This window comes from Dactylosporangium sp. NPDC050588 (genome assembly GCF_040654975.1).
GTDB classification, from domain to species: domain Bacteria; phylum Actinomycetota; class Actinomycetes; order Mycobacteriales; family Micromonosporaceae; genus Dactylosporangium; species Dactylosporangium maewongense.
In genome coordinates this window covers 48,825-71,828 of record NZ_JBFAJA010000056.1, presented here as the reverse complement: position 1 = coordinate 71,828, position 23,004 = coordinate 48,825, and the positions used below count along the sequence as shown (strand labels likewise).

Here is a 23,004-nt window from a genome sequence, read left to right as displayed (position 1 = left end):
TGAGGCTGCGGGTACCCTGGTAGCTCGTGAGCGTCGCAAGCGTCTTCCCGCAACTCGAGCGTCTCCTGCCCAGGATCAGCAAGCCGATCCAATATGTGGGAGGTGAGCTCGGTGCGGTCGTCAAGGACTGGGACTCCGCCACCGTGCGGTGGGCCCTGTCCTACCCGGACGCCTATGAGGTCGGCCTGCCCAACCAGGGCGTCCAGATCCTCTACGAGGTGCTCAACGAGCAGCCGGACGTGCTCGCCGAGCGCACCTATGCGGTGTGGCCCGACCTGGAGGCGCTCATGCGCGCCGAAGGTGTGCCGCAGTTCACCGTGGAGGCGCATCGCCCGGTGACCGCGTTCGACGTGTTCGGCATCTCGTTCGCCACCGAGCTCGGCTACACCAACATGCTCACCATGCTGGACCTGGCCGGCATCCCCCTCGACTCGCGCGAGCGCGACGACCGGCACCCGGTGGTCGTCGCCGGCGGGCACGCCGCGTTCAACCCCGAGCCGATCGCCGACTTCATCGACGCCGCCGTGCTCGGCGACGGCGAGGAGGCGGTCCTGGAGATCACCGCCATCGTGCGGCAGTGGAAGGCCGACGGCTCGCCCGGCGGCCGCGACGAGCTGCTGCTGCGCCTGGCGCGGACCGAGTCGGTCTACGTGCCGCGCTTCTACGACGTCGACTACCTGCCCGACGGGCGCATCCAGCGGGTCGTGCCCAACCGTGCCGACGTGCCCTTCCGGGTGCACAAGCGCACCACGATGGACCTGGACGCGTGGCCCTACCCCAAGCGCCCGCTGGTGCCCCTCGCGGAGACGGTGCACGAGCGCTACGCCGTCGAGATCTTCCGCGGGTGCACGCGGGGCTGCCGCTTCTGCCAGGCCGGGATGATCACCCGCCCGGTGCGCGAGCGCTCGATCACGACGGTCGGGCAGATGGTCAAGGAGGGGCTCGAGTTCTCCGGCTTCCACGAGGTCGGCCTGCTCTCGCTCTCCTCCGCCGACCACTCCGAGATCGGCGACATGTGCTCCGGCCTCGCCCAGCAGTACGAGGGGACCAACGTCTCCCTGTCGCTGCCCTCGACGCGGGTCGACGCGTTCAACGTGACGCTCGCCCAGGAGCTGGCCCGCAACGGCCGGCGCACCGGCCTGACCTTCGCGCCCGAGGGTGGCTCGGAGCGGATCCGCAAGGTGATCAACAAGATGGTCACCGAGGAAGATCTGATCCGGACCGTCGTCACGGCGTACAGCAACGGCTGGCGGCAGGTGAAGCTGTACTTCATGTGCGGGCTGCCGACCGAGACCGACGACGACGTGCTGCAGATCGCCAAGCTGGCGCACGACGTCATCCGGGCCGGCCGGGAGGCCACCGGCTCCCGGGACATCCGCTGCACGGTGTCGATCGGCGGGTTCGTCCCCAAGCCGCACACGCCGTTCCAGTGGGCGCGCATGGAGCCGCCGGAGGTCATCGACCACCGGCTCCGGGCGCTGAAGACGGCGATCAACGCCGACCGCAACCTCGGCAAGGCGATCGGCTACCGGTACCACGACGGCCAGCCCTCCCTGATCGAGGGCCTGCTCAGCCGGGGTGACCGGCGGGTCGGCGCGGTCATCCGGCGGGTCTGGGAGTCCGGCGGCCGCTTCGACGGCTGGTCCGAGCACTTCTCCTACCAGCGCTGGGTCGACGCCGCCGCGGCGGTGCTGCCCGAGCGCGGCGTGGACCTGGACTGGTACACCACCCGCGAGCGCGACCAGCACGAGGTCCTGCCGTGGGACCACCTCGACTCCGGCCTGGACAAGGACTGGCTCTGGCAGGACTGGCAGGACTCGCTCACCGGGTTCGAGCAGGACGACTGCCGGTGGACGCCGTGCTTCGACTGCGGCGTGTGCCCGAGCCAGGACACCGAGATCCAGATCGGCCCCACGGGCAAGAAGCTGCTGCCGCTGACCCCGGTCGGCGCGGGACTGCGGATGCCTGAGGCGGTGCACCGTCATGGCTAAGCGACAGCCTGAGGGCGGCCAGGACCCCGTCGTGCAGCGGATCCGGCTGCGGTACTCGAAGCGGGGCCCGATGCGCTTCACCTCGCACCGCGACTTCGCCCGGGCGTTCGAGCGGGCGCTGCTGCGCGCCAACGTGCCGATCGCGTACTCGCAGGGCTTCACCCCGCACCCGAAGGTCTCCTACGCCTCCGCCGCTCCGACCGGCGTGGCCAGCGAGGCCGAATACCTGGAGATCGGCCTGCGGGCCGTCGTGGACCCGGGCGACCTGCGGGCCGCCCTCGACGCGGCCCTCTCGCCCGGCCTCGACGTGATCGAGGCCGTCCAGTCGCCGCTCAACGGCGGCGGCAGCCTGGCCGACCGCATCGACGCGTCGGCCTGGCACCTCGAGCTGCCCGGCGTGACGCCGGCCGAGGCCGAGGCGGCGGTCCAGGCCTTCCTGGGCGCCGCCGAGGTGCTCGTGGAGCGGCTCACCAAGCAGGGCAAGCGGGTCTTCGACACGCGTGCCGCGGTTGTCCGGCTCGCCGTACTTTCCGTCCCTTCGACCCCCGGTGACGTACCTTCCGAGGTCACCGAGGCACCGTGTGCGATACTCGACCTTGTCGTGCGGCAGGGAACCCCGACCGTGCGACCCGATGATGTGCTGTCCGGTCTGCGTGTAGTAGCCGACCTGGAGCCTCCGGTCCCGCCTCGTGCGACCCGACTGGCTCAGGGAGTGCTGACCGCGCAGGGAGAGCTTGTCGATCCGCTCGCCGCGGATCGGCCGGCGGTCGTCGTCGGGGCTTCGTCACTGGAGTAGTCGGCGAGGTTGGCAGACTTTCGGCGGATCGTCCGTGTGAGCGGATACCTCCGCCGGCACAACATATATGCGGTGCCCCCGTGTGGCTGCGTTGCTACGCGCCCGGGAGCGCCAGAACTGGAGAACGTCCGCATGTTCGACAACGAGTCGGCAAGCGGCGAGGCAACCGGCGACGCGCCGGTTGCAGACGCCGCTACCACCGAAGAGACCACTCCCGTCCGCCGCACGCGGCGCCGGACCACCAAGGCGGCCGCCACCCCCGCCGCCGAGCCAGACGCGGCCGCTGCCGAGGCGACTCCGGAGGTGACCCCGGAAGCGGCACCGGAAGCGGCACCGGCGGAGGAGGCCGCGCCGGTCCGCCGGACGCGCCGCAGAGCGGTGAAGGCGACGGCGAGCGCCGAATCGGGCGATTTGGGCGAGTCCGGACAGCAAGCGCTGCCGCTGGACGCGGGCACCCCGGCCGCCGCCGCTGCGGACAGCCCAGCGGCCGTCGGCGACCAGGCCCCTGAGGCTGGTGAGCCGGCCGTCGCCGCGCCGGTCAAGCGCACCCGCCGCCGGGCGGTCAAGGCCGCGCCGGTGGAGGAGCCCGAGCCGCTGCCGGTGCCCGAGGCCGTCACCCCTGAGGTCGCCGAGGCTCCGGTCGCCGAGGCTCCGGAGGAGACCGCTCCGGCCGGGACCGAGGACGAGGAGGCGGTCGAGGAGACCGCCGCCGAGGAGGTCGTCGCGCCGGTCGAGGAGCCGCCCGCCCGCCGGGGGCGCCGGGCCGCGCCGATCCAGGTGCTGTTCATGCCGCCGAGCGAGGAGGTGGAGCCGGTCCGCCCGGCCGCCCCGGCGTTCGGTGCCGCGTCCGGCGCCACGTCCGGCATCGACCCGTTCGCCGCGCCGGCCGTCGCCGCCGTCGACTACGAGGACCTGGGCGAGGAGGCTCCCGAGGAGCCCGTCGGCCGCAGCCGCCGGCGCCGGGGCCGCCGCGGCGCCGAGGAGGCGCCCGCCGCCGTCGAGGCTCCGGTGGAGACCGACGAGGTCGACGCCGAGGTCGACGAGGATGAGGACGAGGACGAGTTCGAGCCCGGCACCCGCCGCCGGCGGCGGCGCGGCCGCCGTGGCCGTGGCCGTGGCCGTGGCCCGCTCGGCGATGACGTGGACGATGTCGAGGGCGAGGCCGAGACCGACGCCGAGGGCGAGGAGGCCGCCGCCGACGAGGACGCCGAGGCGTCCGACGAGGGCGACGAGGACGGCGAGGGCCTGACCCGCCGCCGGCGCCGCCGCCGGCGCAAGGGCTCCGCCGACACCGAGCCCGCCGACGACCCGCACGTGGTCGTGAAGATCCGCGAGCCCCGCCCGGCCGCCCGCGAGCGCGAGCGCGACGAGGTGCAGGGGATCTCCGGCTCGACCCGCCTGGAGGCGAAGCGCCAGCGTCGCCGCGACGGCCGCGAGCAGCGCCGGACCCGCCCGCCGATCCTGTCGGAGTCGGAGTTCCTGGCCCGCCGCGAGGCGGTCGACCGCACGATGGTCATCCGGCAGAAGAACGACCGCACGCAGATCGCGGTCCTGGAGGACAAGGTGCTCGTCGAGCACTACGTCACCCGGGCCTCGTCCAGCTCGATGGTGGGCAACGTCTACCTCGGCCGCGTGCAGAACGTGCTGCCCAGCATGGAGGCGGCGTTCGTCGACATCGGCCGGGGCCGCAACGCGGTGCTGTACGCCGGCGAGGTCAACTGGGACGCGACCGGCATGGAGGGCCGCTCCCGCTCCATCGAGCAAGCGCTCAAGTCGGGTGACTCGGTGCTGGTCCAGGTGACCAAGGACCCGATCGGCACCAAGGGCGCCCGGCTGACCAGCCACATCGCGCTGTCCGGCCGGCACCTCGTCTACGTGCCGCACGGCAACGCGTCCGGCATCAGCCGCAAGCTGTCGGACATCGAGCGCAAGCGGCTCCGCGACGTGCTGAAGAACCTGGTGCCCGACGGCGCCGGGGTCATCGTGCGCACCGCGGCCGAGGGCGCCAGCGAGGACGACCTGGCCCGCGACGTGAAGCGGCTGCAGGCGCAGTGGGAGGCCATCCAGGAGAAGTCCGGCAGCAGCAGCGCGCCGGCCCTGCTCTACGAGGAGCCCGAGCTGGTCGTGCGGGTCGTCCGGGACCTGTTCAACGAGGACTTCGGTGAGCTGGTCATCCAGGGCAACGACGCCTACGAGTCGGTCGAGCCGTACCTGTCGCACGTGTCGCCGGACCTGGTCGACCGGGTCAAGCGGTACACCGGCGTCAACGACGTCTTCGCGGACCTCCGCATCGACGAGCAGCTGATCAAGGCCCTCGATCGGCGGGTGTTCCTGCCCTCCGGCGGCAGCCTCGTCATCGACCGCACCGAGGCGATGACCGTCATCGACGTCAACACCGGCAAGTACACGGGCGCCGGCGGCAACCTCGAGGAGACGGTCACCCGCAACAACCTCGAGGCGGCCGAGGAGATCGTCCACCAGCTGCGGCTGCGGGACCTCGGCGGCATCATCGTCATCGACTTCATCGACATGGTCCTGGAGTCCAACCGCGACCTGGTGCTGCGCCGGTTGACCGAGTGTCTGGGCCGGGACCGGACCAAGCACCAGGTCACCGAGATCACCTCGCTCGGCCTGGTGCAGATGACCCGCAAGCGGGTCGGCCAGGGCCTGCTCGAGGCGTTCAGCGAGACCTGCGAGGTGTGCAAGGGCCGCGGCCTGATCATCCACACCGAGCCGATCCCCGAGAAGCGCGGTGGCGGCGGCAGCGCCGGCAGCAACGGTCACGGCGCGGCGAAGGTGGCCGCGGCGACCGTCACCAGCGGCGTGGAAGAGGCCGACGTCCAGCCGGCCCGCACCGGCCGCCGGCGTGGCCGCCGGGGTGGCGCCGCGGTCGCGGAGGTGGCCGAGGTCGCCGAGGCCGTCGAGGAGGAGACCGACTCGGTGGACGTGCCGCACACGGTGGAGGACGTCGAGGAGGAGGCGGAGTTCACGCCGATCGCCTCCGAGGACGACCCGGACAACATCGACGACGACGAGGACGAGTCGGCCGGCAACGGTGCCCGCCGCCGGACCCGCCGGGGTGGTCTGCGCAGGCGGACCCGCCCCTGATTTGGGGGGTACGCCACCGATGGCGTACCCTTCTCAAGGCGCACTTTCGTGCGTCGGGTCTTTGCGTGCTTTGTATGGGTCACGCGGATGACCAACCGCCAGTAGCTACGACAGGAGTCCGCGTCCGATGTACGCGATCGTCAAGACCGGCGGCAAGCAGTACAAGGTCGCCGAGGGCGATGTGATCGAGGTCGAGAAGCTCGCGGGCCAGCCTGGCGACTCCCTGTCGCTCGCGGCGGTGCTGCTTGTCGACGGCGAAGATCTCATCACCGACGCGGCGAAGCTTGCCAGCGCTGCGGTGACCGCTGAGGTCGTCGCGCACACCAAGGGTCCGAAGATCCGGATCCACAAGTTCAAGAACAAGACCGGCTACCACAAGCGCCAGGGTCACCGCCAGCCGCTGACCCAGGTGAAGGTCACCGGCATCTCCACCGGGAAGTAGGGGCAGCGCGATGGCACATAAAAAAGGTGCGTCCAGCTCGCGGAACGGGCGCGACTCCGCTGCCCAGCGGCTCGGCGTGAAGCGTTTCGGCGGCCAGCTGGTCAACGCCGGCGAGATCATCATCCGGCAGCGCGGCACCAAGTTCCACCCGGGTGACCTGGTGGGCCGCGGTGGCGACGACACGCTGTTCGCGCTCGCCGCGGGCCACGTGCTCTTCGGCACCAAGCGGGGCCGCAAGACCGTGAGCATCACCCCGGTCGCTGGCTGAAGCAGCTTTTCCGGACGGCGGGCCGGGGGCATATTCGCTCCCGGCCCGCCGTTCTTGTGTTCGTGAGGTTCTCGGGGTGCGGCAGTGCCGTGCCGCCGGCGATCTGTGAGGTTGAGGGGATCGGGTCGTGACCACGTTCGTTGACCGCGTCGTGCTGCACGTGAGGGCGGGCGACGGTGGCCACGGCTGCGTGTCCATCCACCGCGAGAAGTTCAAGCCGTTCGGCGGCCCCGACGGCGGTGACGGTGGCCACGGCGGCAGCGTCAAGCTCGTCGTCGACCCGGCCGTGCACACGCTGCTCGACTTCCACTTCCACCCGCACCAGAAGGGTGGCAACGGCGCCGGCGGCGCGGGCAACAACCGCGACGGCGCCAACGGGCAGACGCTGGTGCTGCGGGTGCCCGACGGCACCGTCGTGCACAGCATGGACGGCGAGGTCGTCGCCGACCTGATCGGCGAGGGCACCGAGTTCGAGCTGGCCCGCGGCGGGCGGGGCGGGCGCGGCAACGCGGCCCTCGCCAACACCCGCCGCAAGGCGCCCGGCTTCGCGGAGCTCGGCGAGCCCGGCGAAGAGATCGACGTCGTCCTGGAGCTCAAGAGCGTCGCCGACGTCGGCCTGGTCGGCTTCCCGTCGGCCGGCAAGTCGTCGCTGATCTCGGTCATCTCCGCGGCCCGGCCGAAGATCGCCGACTACCCGTTCACCACCCTGGTGCCCAACCTGGGTGTCGTGCAGGCCGGCGACAACACGTTCACCGTCGCCGACGTGCCCGGCCTGATCCCCGGCGCCGCCACCGGCAAGGGCCTCGGCATGCAGTTCCTGCGGCACATCGAGCGCACCGCGGTGCTGGTCCACGTGGTCGACACCGCCGCCCTGGAGACCGAGCGCGACCCGGTGTCCGACATCGACGCGATCGAGGCCGAGCTGGCGGCGTATGGCGGCCTGGAGGACCGGCCGCGGATCGTCGCGCTGAACAAGATCGACGTGCCGGACGGTCGCGACCTCGCCGACATCATGCGCGCCGACCTGGAGGAGCGCGGCTACGCCGTGTATGCGGTGAGCGCCGTCACCCACGAGGGGCTCAAGGAGCTCATCTTCGCGATGTCGGAGCTGGTCGGGCAGCAGCGCAAGCTGGCCCCGCCGCCGGAGCGCACCCGCATCGTCATCCGTCCCGCCGCCGTCGACGACAGCGGCTTCACCATCGTCCAGGACGACGAGGGCGTCTTCGTGGTCCGGGGCGGCGCGCCCGAGCGCTGGGTCCGGCAGACCAACTTCGACAACGACGAGGCCGTCGGCTACCTCGCCGACCGGCTCGCCCGCCTCGGCGTCGAGGACGCGCTCAAGAAGGCCGGCGCTGAGCCCGGGTCGCCGGTCCGCATCGGCGCCCGCGAGTTCGACTGGCAGCCCAACACGTACACCGCCGACGACTTCGTGCCGGGCAACCGGGGCACCGACTACCGCCTGGAGGAGCCCAACAAGCGGGTCCGCGCCGCGGAGCGCAAGGCCATGCGGGGTGCCCGTCGCCAGCCGTACGAGACGCTGGAGCTCGCCCCCTCGGACGAGGACGACCAGGACGACTTCTGACCCGTCGATCCGTTTGTACGAATCTGCGGGTTACGTCCGTCTACTGTCCGCTCAGCCTCTGCTACGAAAATCCGGCAATGGCCGCCGAGGCCATCGCGCGGGGGCGCGCGTGAGGCTAATGTTCGGTCGGTGGGCATCCTCGAGCGGCTGACCCGACCTGCGCGATCGCCACGTGAGCGCTTCGCCGACCAGGTGCTGGCAGAGTTGCGCAGGCTCGGTGTCCGGGACGCCGAGTTCCGCCCGACCCAGTTCGCGATCGTGTGCGAGTGCGGTCAGGACGCGTACAGCTGGCTCTTCCTGGCCAAGGCATTCAGCCAGTACCAACGCAGACCCGGCGACCGGAAGCGCTTCGTGCGGGACTTCGTGGCCAGCAGCCTCGCGCCGCCGGCCCAGCCTTCGACGTTCGAAGAGGCGCTGCCGCGGCTGCGCCTCGCGCTGCGGCACGCCGCCCGTGGCACCCGCACGCTGCGCCGGCCCGCGCTGCCGCACCTCGACGAGGTCGTGCTCGTCGAGGACATCCCGGTCGACCTGGACAGCCCGGCCCGCTGGGGGGTCAGCGCCGAGCAGATCTTCGCGGCCGCGCACGAGCACACCCTCGCCCGCGCCGAGCTGCCGGCCAGCGCCGCGCTCTTCGGCCCGTCGGTGCTGCACGTGCCCGACCACTCCGGTGACCACCTGGTCTCCTGGGTGCTCCTGGAGGGCTGGCTGGCCGACCTGGACGAGCAGGTCGGCGGGCGTGCCGTCGCGTTCCTGCCGAGCACGCTGATGCTGCTGGTCTGCGCCGACGAGCCGCGCCTGGTGGAGCAGCTGTTCGACCTGGCCGCCGACGAGTACGCGCGCACGCCGGTGCCGCTGTCGCCCATGGCGTACACCACCGACGACGACGGACGGGTCGTGCCCTTCGACCCGTCGCCGGGCCACCCGGCGTTCCACGCCGCGGCGAAGGCCCGCCGCCGCCTGGCCACCGACGTGGCCGAGCACCAGCGGCGGACCCTCGCCGACCCGCGCCTGTCCGACTGCACCCTGACCGCCCGGCCCGACGGCTCCACGTTCACCACCGCCGTCTGGGCGGTCGGCACGCCGACGCTGCTGCCGGTCGTCGACTTCGTCGGGGTGGCGCTCCCGGGGGAGCGGGTGTTCTACGTGCCGTGGGCGCTGATGATCGAGGCCGACCTGCTGATCGAGGAGATCGACTTCCGGCCGGCGCGCTTCACCGCGGTCGACCGGCCGTCACCGGCGTCGCTGGGCTACCTGCGGGAGCGCGCCGTCCACCTGTGAGGCCGATCGCCGCCTTGGCGCGGCGCACGGTCGCGTCGGCGGTCTGGGCGGCCTGCTCGGCGCCCTTGGCGAGGACGGCCTCGATCTCCTCGTCGGTCAGTTCCTGGTAGCGGCGCTGGATCGGCTCCAGGGTGGCGATCACCGCGTCGGCGACCTGGGTCTTGAGCCGGCCGTACCCGCTGCCCCGGAAGTCGATGGTCTCCGGAGCCCGGTCGGTCAGCGCGCCCAGGATGTCGAGGAGGTTGGCGACGCCGGGGCTGCCCTCCGGGTCGTACACCACCTCCGTGCCGGCGTCGGTGACCGCCCGCATCACCTTGCGGCGCAGCACGTCCGGCGGGTCGAGCAGGAACAGCACGCCCGCGGTGGAGGCGTTGGTCTTGCCCATCTTGCGGGCCGGGTCGGCGAGGTCCGCGATCCGGGCGGCGAACGCCGGATGGACCGCCCGCGGCACGGTGAACGTGCGGCCGTACCGCTCGTTGAACCGCTCCGCCAGGTCGCGGGTCAGCTCGACGTGCTGGCGCTGGTCGCGGCCCACCGGTACCTCGTCGATGTCGTGCACCAGGATGTCGGCGGCCATCAGGACCGGGTACGTCAGCAGCGACAGCCGTGAGCCGCCACCGCCGCCCTTCTCCTTGAACTGGATCATCCGGTGCGCCTCACCGTAGCTGGCGACGCATTCGAGCAGGTAGTGCAGCTCCAGGTGGGCGGCGACGTCGGACTGGCGGTAGAGCAGCGTCCGATCGGGATCGACGCCCGCGGCGAGCATCAGGCCGGCCACCTCGCGGGACCGGCTCTGCAGCAGGACGGGGTCGTGCTGGACGGTCAGGGCGTGCAGGTCGGCGATGAACGCCACCGTGTCCTGCTCGTGCTGGCCCCGGACGACGGGTCTGATGGCGCCGACGTAGTTGCCGAGCTGCAGCGGGCCGGTGGGCTTGAAGCCTGAGATGCGACGGGACATTGGGGCTCCTCGGTCTGGGTCTGGAGGCCCGCCGCCACCGGGACACGCAAAAGGCCGCCCGGAAACGGACGGCCTCGATGGGGATGTGTGCAGGAAACAGCGGCCGCCCCTAGCGGGCGCGCCAGCTCGAATCACGGTGCAGCACGTCACCACCATAGCAGCCCGCGATGGCACTTGCCGTGGTCACAGTGGCCCCCTCTCTGGCCCCTCCCAAGCGGCGGATCCAGGTGTTGGCTGGAGCGGAGGTTCGATCGGGGAGGCGCGACATGCACGAGATGACAGGGGCGGACATCGACGTGGCGGGGGAGCGGCACTGGCTGCGGCTCAGCTGTCCCGGCTGCCGGGGGTGGCTGGGGGTGCCCGGTGAGGTGCCGCCGGGGACGGCGGCGCAACTGGTGGCGCGGCGCATCGACGCGTTCGTGCAGCGGCACGCGCGGTGCGGGCGGTGACCATGCTGCGCCAGTTTCGCCTGACCGCCGGCGGGCCGCTGGACGACGAGCGGGCCGACCTGTTGTTCGACAGGGCGGACGACCTGAGCGTGGAGGTGGTGCCCGGCGAGGGGGTCGCCTGGGTGGCGTTCGACCGGGTCGCGCCGACGCTGGTCGACGCGGTCGTGTCCGGGGTCCGCGACCTGGACGCGGCGGGGGTCGGCATCGTGCGGGCCGTCGCCGACGACCCGCTGGTGACCCTGGAGGTGATCGCGGCCCGGGTGCGGCGGCCGGTCGAGGTCGTGCGGGGATGGACGCACGCCGGGTTTCCGGCGCCGGTCCGGGAGCACCCGCGGCGGCCGGTCTACCACTGGCCGGACGTGTCCGCCTGGCTCGACCTGCACCGGGCGCCGGTGCCGTCCGCCGGGAACGCCGACGTGACGCTGGAGGCGGTCACGCTGGCGCTCCGGCTGCGGGCGCTGGCACCGCAGCTGGAGCGGATGCCGCCGATCCGGTCGCTGCTGTATCCGTGACGGTCGGTCGTCGCCGCGGCCGTCGCTGTCGCGGCGGCCGCGGCGTCACGGCTTTGCGTCTGTTGCCGCTGTGCGGCTTTCAGACGTCGAATTCGCCGTCTTTGGCGCCGGCCACGAAGGCGTCCCACTCGTCCTGGGTGAAGACGAGCACCGGGCTGTGCGGGTCGGCGCCGTTGCGCAGGCCGATCAGGTCGTCCACGAACGCGACCTCCACGCGGCTGCCGTGGCTCTCGCCCGGGGCCGAGCGCCACACGGCGCGGGAGCTGTCAAAGGCACCCTTCGGGTGCGACAACGTCATGGAACTTGAGGCTACACGTACAACATGGGACGACGGAAACGGAGCACTCGTCCGGGCGACGTGGTGATCACTACGATGCCAGGATGCGCGTGGGCATCATGGGTGGGACGTTCGACCCGATCCACCACGGCCACCTGGTCGCGGCGAGCGAGGTGGCCGATCGGTTCGGGCTGGACCAGGTGGTGTTCGTGCCGACCGGCGACCCCTGGCAGAAGTCGGGATCGGCGGTCAGCTCGCCGGAGGACCGCTACCTGATGACGGTCATCGCGACGGCCTCCAACCCGCGGTTCACCGTCAGCCGCGTCGACGTGGACCGCGGCGGGCCGACGTACACCGTCGACACGCTGCGTGACCTGCGCGAGCAGTACGGAGCGTCGGCGGAGCTGTTCTTCATCACCGGCGCCGACGCGCTCAAGAAGATCCTGTCGTGGAAGGACGCGCGGGACCTCTTCGACCTCGCGCACTTCGTCGGCGTCACGCGGCCCGGGTTCGAGCTCGACGCCTCCCACCTGCCGGCGGACTCGGTGAGCCTGGTCCAGGTGCCGGCGATGGCGATCTCGTCCACCGACTGCCGGCGGCGGGTCGCGTCCGGCAAACCGGTCTGGTATCTCGTCCCCGACGGAGTGGTGCAATACATCGCTAAGCGCGGTTTGTACCGAAAAGTCGACAACATCTGAGGGGCAGAGTGTCGTACGGGCGTGAGAGGCTAGAACGAGCCCGGCACAGCAGGCCGGGGGAGACCGACGAAGGGAGCCCGGTGCCCGCGACTGAGCGTGCCATCGAGCTGGCGCTCACCGCTGCACAGGCGGCCGCCGACAAGAAGGCTGAAGACATCGTCATCCTGGATGTCGCCGACCAGTTGGCCATCACCGACGCGTTCGTGATCGCGTCGGCGCCCAACGAGCGGCAGGTCCTCTCGATCGTCGACGCCATCGAGGAGCAGCTGGTGCAGTTGCCCGAGAAGGCGAAGCCGGTGCGTCGCGAGGGCAACCGGGGCGGGCGCTGGGTCCTGCTGGACTATGTCGACATCGTCGTGCACGTGCAGCACAGCGAGGAGCGCGAGTTCTACCAGCTCGACAAGCTGTGGAAGGACTGCCCGGTCATCGAGTTCGTCGACCGCGACCTGCCCGCGCCGGCGTGACCAGGCTGATTCTCTGGAGGCACGGACAGACCTCCTGGAATGCCGGTGGGCGGGTGCAGGGGCAGATCGACACGCCGCTGTCCGAGACCGGGCTGGCGCAGGCGGCCGCGGCCGCGCCGCGGCTGGCCGCGCTCGAGCCCGCCGTGCTCGTCTCCAGCGATCTGCGCCGCGCCAGCACCACCATGGACGCCCTGGCCGCGCTCGTGGACGTGCCGGTCACCCGTGACCCGCGCCTGCGTGAGCGCAGCTTCGGCGAATGGGAGGGGCTGACGCACGCCGAGATCGGCGCGACCTGGCCGGAGGCGTTCGAGCGGTGGCGGCGGGGCGAGTCCGTCGACGACGCCGGCGTCGAGGAGGTCGACGCGCTCAGCAAGCGCATGATCGAGGCGCTGCAGGAGATCGTCGCGGCGGCGCCGGACGGGTCGACGATCGTGGTCGCGACGCACGGCGCCGTGGCCCGGCACGGCACGTGCGCGCTGCTGGGCTGGCCGCACGCGCTGGCGGCGACGCTCGGCGCGCTGCACAACTGCCATTCGACCGACCTGCGGTTCGACGCGACCCGGGGGTGGCAGCTGGCCGGCCACAACCTGCCATGATTGTCGCGGAACCGGGCGGGCGCCGGTAGCGTCGAAGGGATCATGGCAGTGCGTTCTGTGCTTCTGGTGGCCGCCGTAGCTCTCGCGCTCGGCGGCTGTGCCGCGTCTCCGACCTCCTCTCCCGGGGAGCCTCCGTCGGTCTCCGCTCCCGCTCCCGCTCCGTCGTCCATGTCGGTCGCGCCGTCGTCCGCCGCCCCCGGCTCCGCTCCCGCCGCCATCACCGTCTCCGGTCAGGTCGTCGAGGGTGTCGAGTCGGGCTGCCTGCTGCTCCGCGCGGCCGACAAGACGTACCTGCTGATCGGTGGTGACCGGGCCGTGCTGCAGGTCGGCAAGCAGGTCACCGTCACCGGGCGGCCCACCCCGGACCTGATGAGCACGTGCCAGCAGGGCACCCCGTTCCAGGTGACCTCGGTCCAGGGCGGCTGATCGGCTACCGGACCGCACCGGAGCGGAGCGGACGGTCGGGTACCGTGCCGTCATGACCGGACCGGAGCGGAGCGTCGGCATCATGAGCGCAGTCCGTCGGCCAGGCCGACACCGGAGCGCAGCGGAGGTGGCGGCATGACCGGCGCACCCCCCGCCGTCGCCGTTGTCACCGACTCGACCGCCTGCCTGCCGGCCGAGCTGGCCACCGACCCGGCGCGGCGCCTCACCGTCGTGCCGCTGGCCGTCGTCGTCAACGGTGTCCCCGGCCTCGACACCGTCGATGTCGACTCCGCCACCGTCGCCGAGGCGCTCAACGCCCGGCGGGTCGCCGTCACCACCTCCAGGCCCTCGCCGGAGGCGTTCGCCGACGTCTACCGGGGGCTGCTCGCCGCCGGGGCGACCGCGGTCCTGTCCGTGCACCTGTCGGCGAAGCTCTCCGGCACCTACGACGCGGCCAGCCTCGCGGCGGCCGAGTTCGGCGATGCCGTCTCCGTGGTCGACACCCAGTCCACCGGGATGGGGCTGGGCTTTCCCGCCCTCGCCGCGGCGGCCGCGGCCTCCTCGGGTGCCGCGCTGCCGGAGGCGAGGCAGGCCGTCCTTGACGCGGTCGGCCGCACCTCGACGCTCTTCTACGTCGACACCCTGGAGTTCCTGCGCCGGGGCGGGCGGATCGGGGCGGCGGCGGCGTTGCTCGGGACCGCGCTGTCGGTGAAGCCGATCCTGCACACCACCGACCAAGGTGTCGTCGTGCGGGAGAAGGTCCGCACGGCGAGCCGCGCGCTGGCCCGGCTGGTCGACATGGCCGACGAGGCGGCGGGGTCGTCGGTCGTTGACGTGGCGGTGCACCATCTGGCCGCGCCGGAGCGCGCCGATGCGCTGCTCACGACGTTGAAGGAGCGGCTCGGGGAGCGGCTGCGGGGGGCGTACCTGACGGAGGTGGGCGCGGTCGTCGGCGCCCACGTCGGGCCGGGGATGGTGGCCGTGGTGGTGCACACGGTGTAGCCGCCGCTGTCGGTTGTCCCTTCGTGTCTGGTTGTCCCTTCGTGTCGGTTGTCCCTTCGTGTCGGTTGTCCCTTCGTGTCGGTTGTCCACAAGCGTGTGGTTGTCCACAGGGCGATGCGTTCGCGGGGGTGGCGCGGTCGTGACCGGTCTTAGCGTGACCGGGCATGAGGCGCAGTACTGCAGACGGTGACAGCGAGACAGCGGGGCGGCTGGCGAGGGTGGTCGGGCTCCCGCCGGATCCCGATCCGTATCCGTGGGATGAGTCGTTTCGGTCCGCCGGGTCTCCGGACTCTCGCCTTGACCTTGGTCCGGACCTTGGTTCGGACCTTGGCCCGGACCCCGGTCCGGGCGCCTCCGGTGGGCGGTCGTGGCTGTCGGCGGCCGACCCCGGGCGGCGGGGTGCGCGGGCGCTCGTCGTGGTCGCCGCGCTGGTCGTCTGCGTGGCCGCGTTCCTGGCCTGGCGCTCCCGGCCGCAGGTCACCCCGGCGCCGCCGGTCGCCTCCGTCTCCGCCGCCCCGCCCGCCGCGTCCTCCAGCGCCCCGCCCCGGCTGGTCGTCTCGGTCGTCGGCAAGGTGCAGCGCCCCGGCCTCGTCGACCTGCCGCCCGGGGCCCGCGTCGCCGACGCCATCACCGCCGCCGGCGGACTGCTGCCCGGCGCCGAGCCGACCGGCCTCAACCTCGCCCGCAAGGTCGTCGACGGCGAGATGATCGCGGTCGGGATCCCGGCGCCGCCCGGTGCCGCGCCGCCAGGCACGGGCGGGGGCTCCGGCGGCGGTGGCCTTGTCAACCTCAACACCGCCACCGTCGCGGAGCTCCAGACGCTGCCCGGCATCGGTCAGGTCCTCGCCCAGCGCATCATCGACCACCGCGACCGTCACGGCGGCTTCCGCGCCGTCACCGACCTGCGCCAGGTCGAAGGCATCGGCGACGCCAAGTTCGCGCAGCTCAAGGACCGGGTGACGGTGTGAGCACCGACCTGCGCCTGGCCGGCGCCGCGATCGGCTGCTGGCTGACCGCGCTGGGCTGCCTGTTCTGCCCCGCGCGGGCCGGCTGGGCGGTGGGTCTCGGCGCGGTGGCCCTCGCCGCGCTGTGGGGGCGGCTTCCCGTGCGGGCGCTGCGCCCGACCCGGTGGGTGGTCGTCGCGGCGCTGCTCGGCGTCGCCTGCGGCGCGGTCACCACCGCCGCCCGGGTCGGCGAGCGCGACGCCGAGCCCCTCGCCGGCCTCGCGGCCGCGCACACGACGGTGCGGCTCGGCCTGCGGATCTCCGACGACCCGCGGCTCGGCCGTTCCTCGGCGGGCCGGTCGCCGACGGTCGTCGTGCCCGCCCGGCTGACCTGGCTGCGCACGGCCGACGGCATGAACGTGGACCTGGGCGCACGGGTGCTGGTCCTCGCCGCCGACAAGGGCTGGCTGGGGCTGCTGCCGGGCCAGCGGGTCGAGACGACCGGCCGGCTGTCCCCGGCCGACGGCGGCGACCTGCGCGCCGCGATCATCTCCGTCACCGACGCCCCGGCCCGCGTCACCCCGGCGCCGGCGATCCAGCGGGCCGCCGGCACGCTGCGGTCCGGCCTGCAGCGGGCCTGCCTGCCCCTGCCCGCCGAGCCGGGCGGGCTGCTGCCGGGGCTCGTCGTCGGCGACACCAGCCGGCTCGACCAGCAGCTCGCCGACGACTTCCGCGCCACCGGCCTGACCCACCTGACCGCCGTGTCCGGCGCGAACCTGGCGATCGTGGTCGGGCTGGTGCTGCTGCTCGCCCGATGGTGCCGCGCCGGCCCGAAGGTCGCCGCGCTGATCTGCGTGCTGGCCCTCGCGGGGTTCGTCGTGCTGGTCCGGCCGTCGCCGAGCGTGCTGCGGGCCGCGGCGATGGGCGGCCTCGCCCTGGTCGCGCTCGCGCTCGGCCGCCCGCGGGCGGTCCTGCCGTCCCTCGCGACCAGCGTCCTCGTGCTCGTGGTCGCCGACCCCGAGCTGGCCGTCGACGCCGGCTTCGCGCTGTCCGTCCTCGCCACCGGCGGCCTGGTCCTGCTCGCGCCGCGCTGGGCGGAGGCCCTGCGCGCCAAGGGCTGGCCGGCGTTCGCGGCCGAGGCGGTCTGCGTGCCCGCCGCGGCGCAGGCGGCGTGCGCGCCGGTGATCGCCGGCATCTCCGGCGGCGTCAGCCTGACGACCGTGCCGGCCAACCTGCTCGCCGCGCCCGCCGTCGCCCCCGCCACGATCCTCGGCATCATCACCGCGGTGGCGTCGCCGGTGCTGCCGGGCGTCGCGGCGTTCACCGCCTGGGTGGCCGCCTGGCCGGCCCGCTGGCTCGTCGCGATCGCCCACCACGGCGCCGCCGTCCCGGACGGTGTGCTCCCGTGGCCGGGCGGCGCGTTCGGCGGGATCCTGCTCGGCGGGCTGCTCGCGGCGCTGATCCTCGCGTTCCGGCGCCGGGCGGTGCGGCGGATCGTCGTCGTCATCACCCTCGCCGGCGTGCTCGGCGCCGTCCCCGTCAGAATCCTCGCCGGCGGCTGGCCGCCGCCCGGCTGGGTCGTCGTCGCCTGCGACGTCGGCCAGGGCGACGCGCTCGTCGTGGCCGCCGGGGGCGGCGACGCCGTCGTCGTCGACGCGGGACCGCAGGCCGACCCCGTCGACCGCTGCCTGCGCGACCTCGGCGTCCGCCGCGTCCCGCTGCTGATCGTCAGCCACTTCCACGTCGACCACATCGGCGGCCTCGACGGCGTCCTGCGCCGCCGCCGCGTCGACCGGCTGCTGGTGCCGCCGTTCGCCGAGCCCGCGAGTGGCCGCCGGGCCGTCCTCGCCCGCGGCGTCGCCACTCTCGACGCACCCGCCGGCACCGTCCTCACCGCCGGCGGGGCGCGGCTCACCGTCCTCGGCCCGGCCCGCCCCGTGACCGGCACCCGGTCCGACGTCAACAACAACTCGCTGGTCGTCGCGGTCACCGTCGGCGGGATCCGGATCCTGCTCACCGGCGACGCCGAGACGGAGGAGCAGCTGAGTCTGCTCGACGAGCCCCTGCACGCCGACGTGTTGAAGGTCGCCCACCACGGCTCGGCGTATCAAGATCCGGCGTTCCTCGACGCGGTCGCCCCGAGGGTCGCCCTGGTCAGCGTCGGCGCCGGCAACGACTACGGCCACCCGAGCCCCGCCGTCCTGAGCCGCCTGGTCCGCGGGGGTGCGCGGGTCGTCCGTACCGACGAGGAAGGCGACATCGCCGTCGTCCGGGACGCCGCCGGTCGGCTCGCGGTCGTGGCCCACGGCTCGTCCGCTTTTGTCAGGGGGTCGTGACACGATGGCTCGCGTGTCTGGATCTGGTCTGCCCCGCCTCCGCCTGGTGATCGGCGACGAGGAGCTGCTCGTCTCCCGCGCCGTCACCGACACCATCGCCGCCGCCCGGGCGGACGACCCCGACACCGAGGTCCACCGCCGTCCAGGGGCCGATCTGACGGCCGGTGAGCTGGCCGAGCTGCTGAGCCCGTCGCTGTTCGGCGGGCGGCGGGTCCTCGTCGTCGACAGCGGCCAGGACACCAAGAAGGACATCGTCGCGGCGCTGCTCGCCTATGCCGCCGACCCCGAGGACGACGTCGTCCTCGTCGTCACCCACGCCGGCGGCGCCAAGGGCAAGGCCCTCGCCGACGGGCTCAAGGCCGCAGGCGCCGACGTCGTGCCCGCCGCGAAGATCGGCAAGCACCGCGAGCGGGTCGACTTCGTGCGCAACGAGATCCGCCGGCAGGGTGGCAAGATCGGCGAGGACGCGGCGGAGGCCCTGCTCAGCGCCGTCGGCAACGATCTGCGCGAGCTGGTCGCCGCCTGCTCGCAGCTGGTCGCCGACACCGGCGGGCGGATCGACGTGAGCACCGTGGCGCAGTATTACCGCGGCCGCGCCGAGGTCTCCGGGTTCACCGTCGCCGATGCCGTCATGGTCGGCGACACGGCCGCGGCGCTGGAGGCCCTGCGGTGGGCGATGCACGTCGGCGTGGACCCCGTGCCGATCGCCGACGCCATCGCCGACGGCGTCCGCACCGTTGCCCGGGTGGCCGCCGCGGGCAAGGGCAGCGCATATCAACTCGCCGGAAATTTGGGAATGCCTCCGTGGAAGGTCGAACGCGCACAGCGCCAAGCCCGTGGCTGGACGGCCGAGGCGCTCGTTGATGCCATGCGAGTGGCGGCAGAGTGCAATGCCGCCGTAAAGGGTGGCTCGGACGACCGCGGCTATGCGCTCGAGCGGGCTGTGTTCGCAGTGGTCGCGGCGCGTGCTGGAGGAATAGGACGATGACGACGAGCAACGGGTTCGCCTCACAGGCGCCGCTGTATGTGCGTGCGCTGCGGCTTCGCCACCTGCATATCGGCGGATTCGTCAGTTTCATGCTGTTCGAGTGCATGATCGCGGGCGGTGTGCTGCTCGCACTCGCCGAGCTGGCCAGCTGGTGGGCGGTCCCCGTCCTCCCCGCCGTCGTCGCCGTCATGGTGAAGGTCAACGACTTGGCCATCGGCGGCTCGAAGCGGGTCCGGGCGCAGGCGCGTTCCGCGGCCCGGGGTTCATCCGAACGGGCGTCATCCACTCGGGTGGATCCGGCCACCGAGACCGATGAGCCGACCTCCGCCACCCGGCGGACCACGACCGCGCTGGACCGCGCCGAGATGGCCCGGGGCACCGGCACCGGCTCCGGCGCGGCGGCCCGCGCCGCGGGCGCCGGGCGCGACTCGTCCGGGATCGGGGTCTCGACCGCCGGCTCGGGCCGCGCGGCCGCGGGCAGCGTCGCCAGGTCCGGCTTCGCCGCGGCAGGCGTCGGCGGCTCCGGTGTCTACGGCTCCCGTTCGGGTTCGTCCGGCTCTGGCTCGTCAGGTGGTTCGGGTTCGGCGGGCTTCGGCCCGGCGGGTGGTTCGGATCCGTCTGGCGGGGCCCGGGGTGCCGGCTCGTCCGCCGGTGCCGCCGCCGCTTCCGCCGGCAACGGCTCCGGCGGGGTCGGCGTCCGCCAGGGCGGCGCGGGTGCCACGCGCACCGCGACCCGGCCGGCATCCGGCGAGCCCCCGGCGCAGCGCAAGAAGGTCGGCGTCATCCGGATCTCGGTCCCGGCCCGCGACGGCGGCCCGCGCGGCGCCCGCCAGCCGGAGACGAACAACGAATACGGCATCTCGCCGGCCAGCGACGCCCCGCCCACCGCTGGGAGCGCCGGCCACCACACCGCCTCCGGCCAGGCCGTCCGCGACGCCGACACCGGCTCCCACGCGGCGTTCGACGACGCCGACACGACGGGCTCCGGCCGCGCTTTCCGCGACGGCGACACCACAGGCTCCGGCCGGGCTTTCCGGGACGGCGACACGACGGGTTCGGGCCGGGCTTTCCGGGATGGGGACACGACGGGTTCGGGTCGGGCGTTCCGGGATGGGGACACGACGGATTCGGGCCGGGCTTTCCGCGACGGCGACACCACGGGTTCGGGTCGGGCGTTCCGGGACGGGGAAACGACCGGGTCCGGTCGGGCGTTCCGGGACGGGGACACCGGTGCTGGTCGTGCGTTCCGGGAGGGTGACACGGGTGCTGGCCGGGCGCTCCGCGACGGCGTCCCGGGTCAGCAGGTCGTGGTCCGCGACGGGGACACCGGGGTTCACCCGGCGTTCCGGACGGGGGAGGGCGGCGGCGCCCGGTCCGCGTTCCGCCAGGGCGGTCACGAGGACATCCACGAGGCGGACACGGGCAGCCACTCGGCGTACCAGACCTCGGACGGCCGTCGATCGCGCGTGCACGCCGACGAGTCCCACGGCCGGACCGGCGAGCACGAGGGCTGGGACCAGGCCACCGGCGACGCCACCTGGCCGGCCCGCAGCGGCTGGGACGAGTCGGCCGAGCCCGCACACGCGGGGCAGCGCTGGGACCACTCCGGCACCGGCCAGGACTGGGACCATTCCGGCGAGACCGGCCAGGACTGGGACCGCGGGGGCCGCGCCGGCCAGGACCGGGGCCAGGCCACGCAGATCAGCCAGCGCCGCAGCCGCGACGACGAGGCGACCGAGGCCTGGGACGCGCCCGGTCGGCCCACCCAGGACCGAGCCCGCGACAGCGGCGCCTGGGAGCACGACGGTGGGGCAGACCACGACGCTTCGGACGGTCGTGGCTGGCGCGCCGGTCAGGACGGCCGCGACTGGCAGGACGGCCGGGACGCTTCCGACGGCCGCGGCTGGCGCAGCGGTCACGACGGTCACGACGGTCACGGCTCGCAGGGCGATCGGGACGCTTCCGACGGCCGCGGCTGGCGCAGCGGTCACGACGGTCACGACGGTCACGGCTCGCAGGGCGATCGGGACGCTTCCGACGGCCGCGGCTGGCGCAGCGGTCACGACGGTCATGACGGTCACGGCTCGCAGGGCGATCGGGACGCTTCCGACGGCCGTGGCTGGCGCAGCGGCCACGACGGTCACGGCTCGCAGGGCGATCGGGACGCTTCCGACGGCCACGGCTGGCGCAGCGGCCACGACGGCCACGGCTCGCAGGGGGGCCAGGACGCTTCCGACGGCCGTGGCTGGCGCGGCGTGCAGCACGGTCCCCAGGGCTGGCAGGGCGACCCGAAGGGCTACACCGGCCACGGCGCGCCGGAGTGGGGACATGACGACGAGGGTCAGCGCTGGGACCGGGCCACCCCCGCGGGCTGGGAGCAGGTCGCCCAGGACGCCGGCCAGGATCGGGTGACGCGCGCCGGGCACGGGGGCGTCGGCGAGGGCCAGCAGGCGTGGGGCGAGGACACCGAGGCCGGCTGGGGCGACGAGGCGGCGTGGGCCGGCCGGCAAGGTGCCCGCGACGGCCAGGCCAACTGGGGCGACGAGACCGCTTGGGGCGACCGCGCCGCGTGGATCAGCCGCGCCGCCGCCGCACGCACCGAGCAGGCTGCCCCGGGCGCGCGGGCGGCGATGGAGGCGTACGCGGACGGTCAGGCCTCGAACGGCCACCCCGACGCGCAGCAGGGGGCTGGCTACACGGGCGGCCACGGCCAGGCGGACTACGCAGGCGCCGCCCAGCAGGGCTACGCGGGCCACGGCGAAGCGGGCTACGCGTCCGGTCAGGCGGGCCACGGCGACGCGGGCTACGTGCCTGGTCAGCAGGGCTACGCGGCAAGCGGCGATGCCGGCTACACGACCGGCCAGCAGGGGCACGCGGGCGACGGCGGGCCTGGCTACGTGCCCGGTCAGCAGGGCTACGCGGCGAGCGCCGAGGCAGGCTACGCGGCCGGTCAGGCGGGCTACGCAGGCAGTGGTGAGGCAGGCTACGCGGCCGGTCAGGCGGGCTACGCGGGCAGCGGTGAGGCGGGCTACGCGGGCAGCGGTGAGGCGGGCTACGCGGGCGATGGCCAGGCGGAGTACGCGGGCGACGGGCAGGCGGGGTATGCCGGGCAGGCGGGCTCGGGGTACGCCGGTGGCGAGCAGAGCGGGCGGGGCGACGGGCACGGAAACGTGGTGCCTGGTGAGCCGGTCGACCCGTGGGCGGAGTGGGACGACGAGACCGGCTGGGCGGACCAGTCGCAGTGGGGTGCCGCGCCGAGCCGGGGTGGGCAGACCGGTTGGGGAGCGGGTCAGGCGGCGTGGAACGGGTACGAGCCAGCCGACGAGCCCGACACCGACGAGCCGGTGCGACCCGTCGACAACGGCCGGACCGCCGCCAACCGGGACGCCGCCGGGGGGCGCCACGCGCAGCGCCAGCCGGGAGGGCGCCGGAGGGCGGATGACACGGGGCACTTCCCGTCCGGGCAGTTCCAGTCGGGGCGGCACGCCGAGCGGCCCTGGCGGACCGACGACGACCTGACCCGGCAGCGGACCGGCGGCTTCAACCAGGGCCGGTTCGCCTGAGCCGAACAGCAGGCCGGCCAGTACGGGGGGCCTGACGGGCGCTGGACGCCATGAACGACGAGCCGGAGGCGGCTCAGGGCACTCGCCCTGGTCGCCTCCGGCTCTTGGCGTCCGAGGGCGCTGCATTGGCCGGTGACGGCGTCTGGGGCGCTGCGTCGGCGTGGCCTGGTGACGGTGTCCGGGGCGCTGCGTTGGCGTGGCCTGGCGGCGGCGGAAGAGTTGGCTCGACCAGGACCCGGGTCTGGCGGACTGCCAGCGGGGTTCGAGCGGCGTGCCGGAAGCGGACGCCTGACCGGCCTGGTCGCCTCCAGCGCTGCGATGTCCGG

General features: G+C 73.6%; 19 protein-coding genes and 1 pseudogene. 18 read left to right on the top strand and 2 right to left on the bottom strand.

What is annotated here, in order from left to right; genetic code table 11:
- Positions 1-26: 26 nt before the first annotated feature.
- The 7 genes from AB0I21_RS34205 (at position 27) to AB0I21_RS34175 (ending at position 9,465) form a co-directional block, all read left to right on the top strand.
- Positions 27-1,991 carry a TIGR03960 family B12-binding radical SAM protein gene (locus AB0I21_RS34205; protein ID WP_344512301.1) on the top strand — a complete coding sequence of 655 codons (1,965 nt, stop codon included), beginning with the start codon at positions 27-29 and terminating at the stop codon, positions 1,989-1,991.
- Positions 1,984-2,787, top strand: coding sequence for a TIGR03936 family radical SAM-associated protein (locus AB0I21_RS34200; RefSeq protein WP_360567375.1), 804 nt, complete (start codon positions 1,984-1,986; stop codon positions 2,785-2,787). The genes AB0I21_RS34205 and AB0I21_RS34200 overlap by 8 nt, the downstream gene beginning before the upstream one ends.
- A 132-nt stretch (positions 2,788-2,919) precedes the next feature.
- Positions 2,920-5,895, top strand: a complete 2,976-nt coding sequence (locus tag AB0I21_RS34195) for an Rne/Rng family ribonuclease (protein WP_360567373.1) — start codon at positions 2,920-2,922, stop codon at positions 5,893-5,895.
- Positions 5,896-6,022: 127 nt separating this feature from the next.
- Positions 6,023-6,337, top strand: coding sequence for a 50S ribosomal protein L21 (gene rplU / locus AB0I21_RS34190; protein WP_033365478.1), 315 nt, complete (start codon positions 6,023-6,025; stop codon positions 6,335-6,337).
- A 10-nt stretch (positions 6,338-6,347) separates the two neighbouring features.
- Positions 6,348-6,605: a 50S ribosomal protein L27 gene (gene rpmA, locus AB0I21_RS34185; protein ID WP_360567371.1), complete on the top strand. Its 258-nt coding sequence runs from the start codon at positions 6,348-6,350 to the stop codon at positions 6,603-6,605.
- A 127-nt stretch (positions 6,606-6,732) separates the two neighbouring features.
- Complete coding sequence (obgE, locus tag AB0I21_RS34180) at positions 6,733-8,187, top strand: GTPase ObgE (RefSeq protein ID WP_360567369.1); 1,455 nt, start codon at positions 6,733-6,735, stop codon at positions 8,185-8,187.
- Positions 8,188-8,379: 192 nt separating this feature from the next.
- The gene (locus AB0I21_RS34175; RefSeq protein ID WP_360567367.1) at positions 8,380-9,465 is read left to right on the top strand and encodes a hypothetical protein; all 1,086 of its coding nucleotides are present in this window, start codon (positions 8,380-8,382) and stop codon (positions 9,463-9,465) included.
- Here AB0I21_RS34175 and trpS read toward each other — a convergent pair.
- Positions 9,398-10,423 carry a tryptophan--tRNA ligase gene (gene trpS / locus AB0I21_RS34170; protein WP_360567366.1) on the bottom strand — a complete coding sequence of 342 codons (1,026 nt, stop codon included), beginning with the start codon at positions 10,421-10,423 and terminating at the stop codon, positions 9,398-9,400. The two genes, AB0I21_RS34175 and trpS, sit on opposite strands and share 68 nt — an antisense overlap.
- A 266-nt stretch (positions 10,424-10,689) precedes the next feature.
- Here trpS and AB0I21_RS34165 point away from each other — a divergent pair, with 266 nt between their 5' ends.
- The gene (locus AB0I21_RS34165) at positions 10,690-10,872 is read left to right on the top strand and encodes a hypothetical protein (RefSeq protein WP_360567364.1); all 183 of its coding nucleotides are present in this window, start codon (positions 10,690-10,692) and stop codon (positions 10,870-10,872) included.
- Positions 10,869-11,384 (top strand): hypothetical protein, encoded by a 516-nt coding sequence (locus AB0I21_RS34160; protein WP_360567362.1) that lies wholly within the window; start codon positions 10,869-10,871, stop codon positions 11,382-11,384. The genes AB0I21_RS34165 and AB0I21_RS34160 overlap by 4 nt, the downstream gene beginning before the upstream one ends.
- Positions 11,385-11,463: 79 nt before the next feature.
- Here the strand turns inward: AB0I21_RS34160 and AB0I21_RS34155 are convergent, their stop codons facing one another.
- Positions 11,464-11,682 (bottom strand): DUF397 domain-containing protein, encoded by a 219-nt coding sequence (locus tag AB0I21_RS34155; protein ID WP_033365485.1) that lies wholly within the window; start codon positions 11,680-11,682, stop codon positions 11,464-11,466.
- An 83-nt stretch (positions 11,683-11,765) separates the two neighbouring features.
- Here AB0I21_RS34155 and nadD point away from each other — a divergent pair, with 83 nt between their 5' ends.
- The 9 genes and pseudogenes from nadD (at position 11,766) to AB0I21_RS34110 (ending at position 22,678) form a co-directional block, all read left to right on the top strand.
- Positions 11,766-12,359, top strand: coding sequence for a nicotinate-nucleotide adenylyltransferase (gene nadD / locus AB0I21_RS34150; RefSeq protein ID WP_360567360.1), 594 nt, complete (start codon positions 11,766-11,768; stop codon positions 12,357-12,359).
- An 80-nt stretch (positions 12,360-12,439) separates the two neighbouring features.
- Complete coding sequence (gene rsfS, locus AB0I21_RS34145) at positions 12,440-12,823, top strand: ribosome silencing factor (RefSeq protein ID WP_344512322.1); 384 nt, start codon at positions 12,440-12,442, stop codon at positions 12,821-12,823.
- Complete coding sequence (locus AB0I21_RS34140) at positions 12,820-13,419, top strand: histidine phosphatase family protein (RefSeq protein WP_360567358.1); 600 nt, start codon at positions 12,820-12,822, stop codon at positions 13,417-13,419. Before rsfS ends, AB0I21_RS34140 begins: the two co-directional genes overlap by 4 nt.
- Before the next feature lie 168 nt (positions 13,420-13,587).
- Entirely contained in the window at positions 13,588-13,845 is a 258-nt protein-coding gene (locus AB0I21_RS34135) for a hypothetical protein (protein WP_360567356.1), read from the top strand.
- A gap of 135 nt (positions 13,846-13,980) precedes the next feature.
- Positions 13,981-14,847: a DegV family protein gene (locus AB0I21_RS34130; protein WP_360567355.1), complete on the top strand. Its 867-nt coding sequence runs from the start codon at positions 13,981-13,983 to the stop codon at positions 14,845-14,847.
- 377 nt (positions 14,848-15,224) lie between these two features.
- Positions 15,225-15,815: pseudogene (locus AB0I21_RS34125) on the top strand (ComEA family DNA-binding protein); the annotation flags it as partial.
- The gene (locus AB0I21_RS34120; RefSeq protein WP_360567353.1) at positions 15,812-18,127 is read left to right on the top strand and encodes a DNA internalization-related competence protein ComEC/Rec2; all 2,316 of its coding nucleotides are present in this window, start codon (positions 15,812-15,814) and stop codon (positions 18,125-18,127) included. The pseudogene AB0I21_RS34125 and the gene AB0I21_RS34120, both read left to right, overlap by 4 nt.
- 4 nt (positions 18,128-18,131) lie before the next feature.
- Complete coding sequence (holA, locus tag AB0I21_RS34115; protein WP_360567351.1) at positions 18,132-19,115, top strand: DNA polymerase III subunit delta; 984 nt, start codon at positions 18,132-18,134, stop codon at positions 19,113-19,115.
- Positions 19,112-22,678: a hypothetical protein gene (locus AB0I21_RS34110; protein WP_360567349.1), complete on the top strand. Its 3,567-nt coding sequence runs from the start codon at positions 19,112-19,114 to the stop codon at positions 22,676-22,678. Before holA ends, AB0I21_RS34110 begins: the two co-directional genes overlap by 4 nt.
- Positions 22,679-23,004 lie beyond the last annotated feature (326 nt).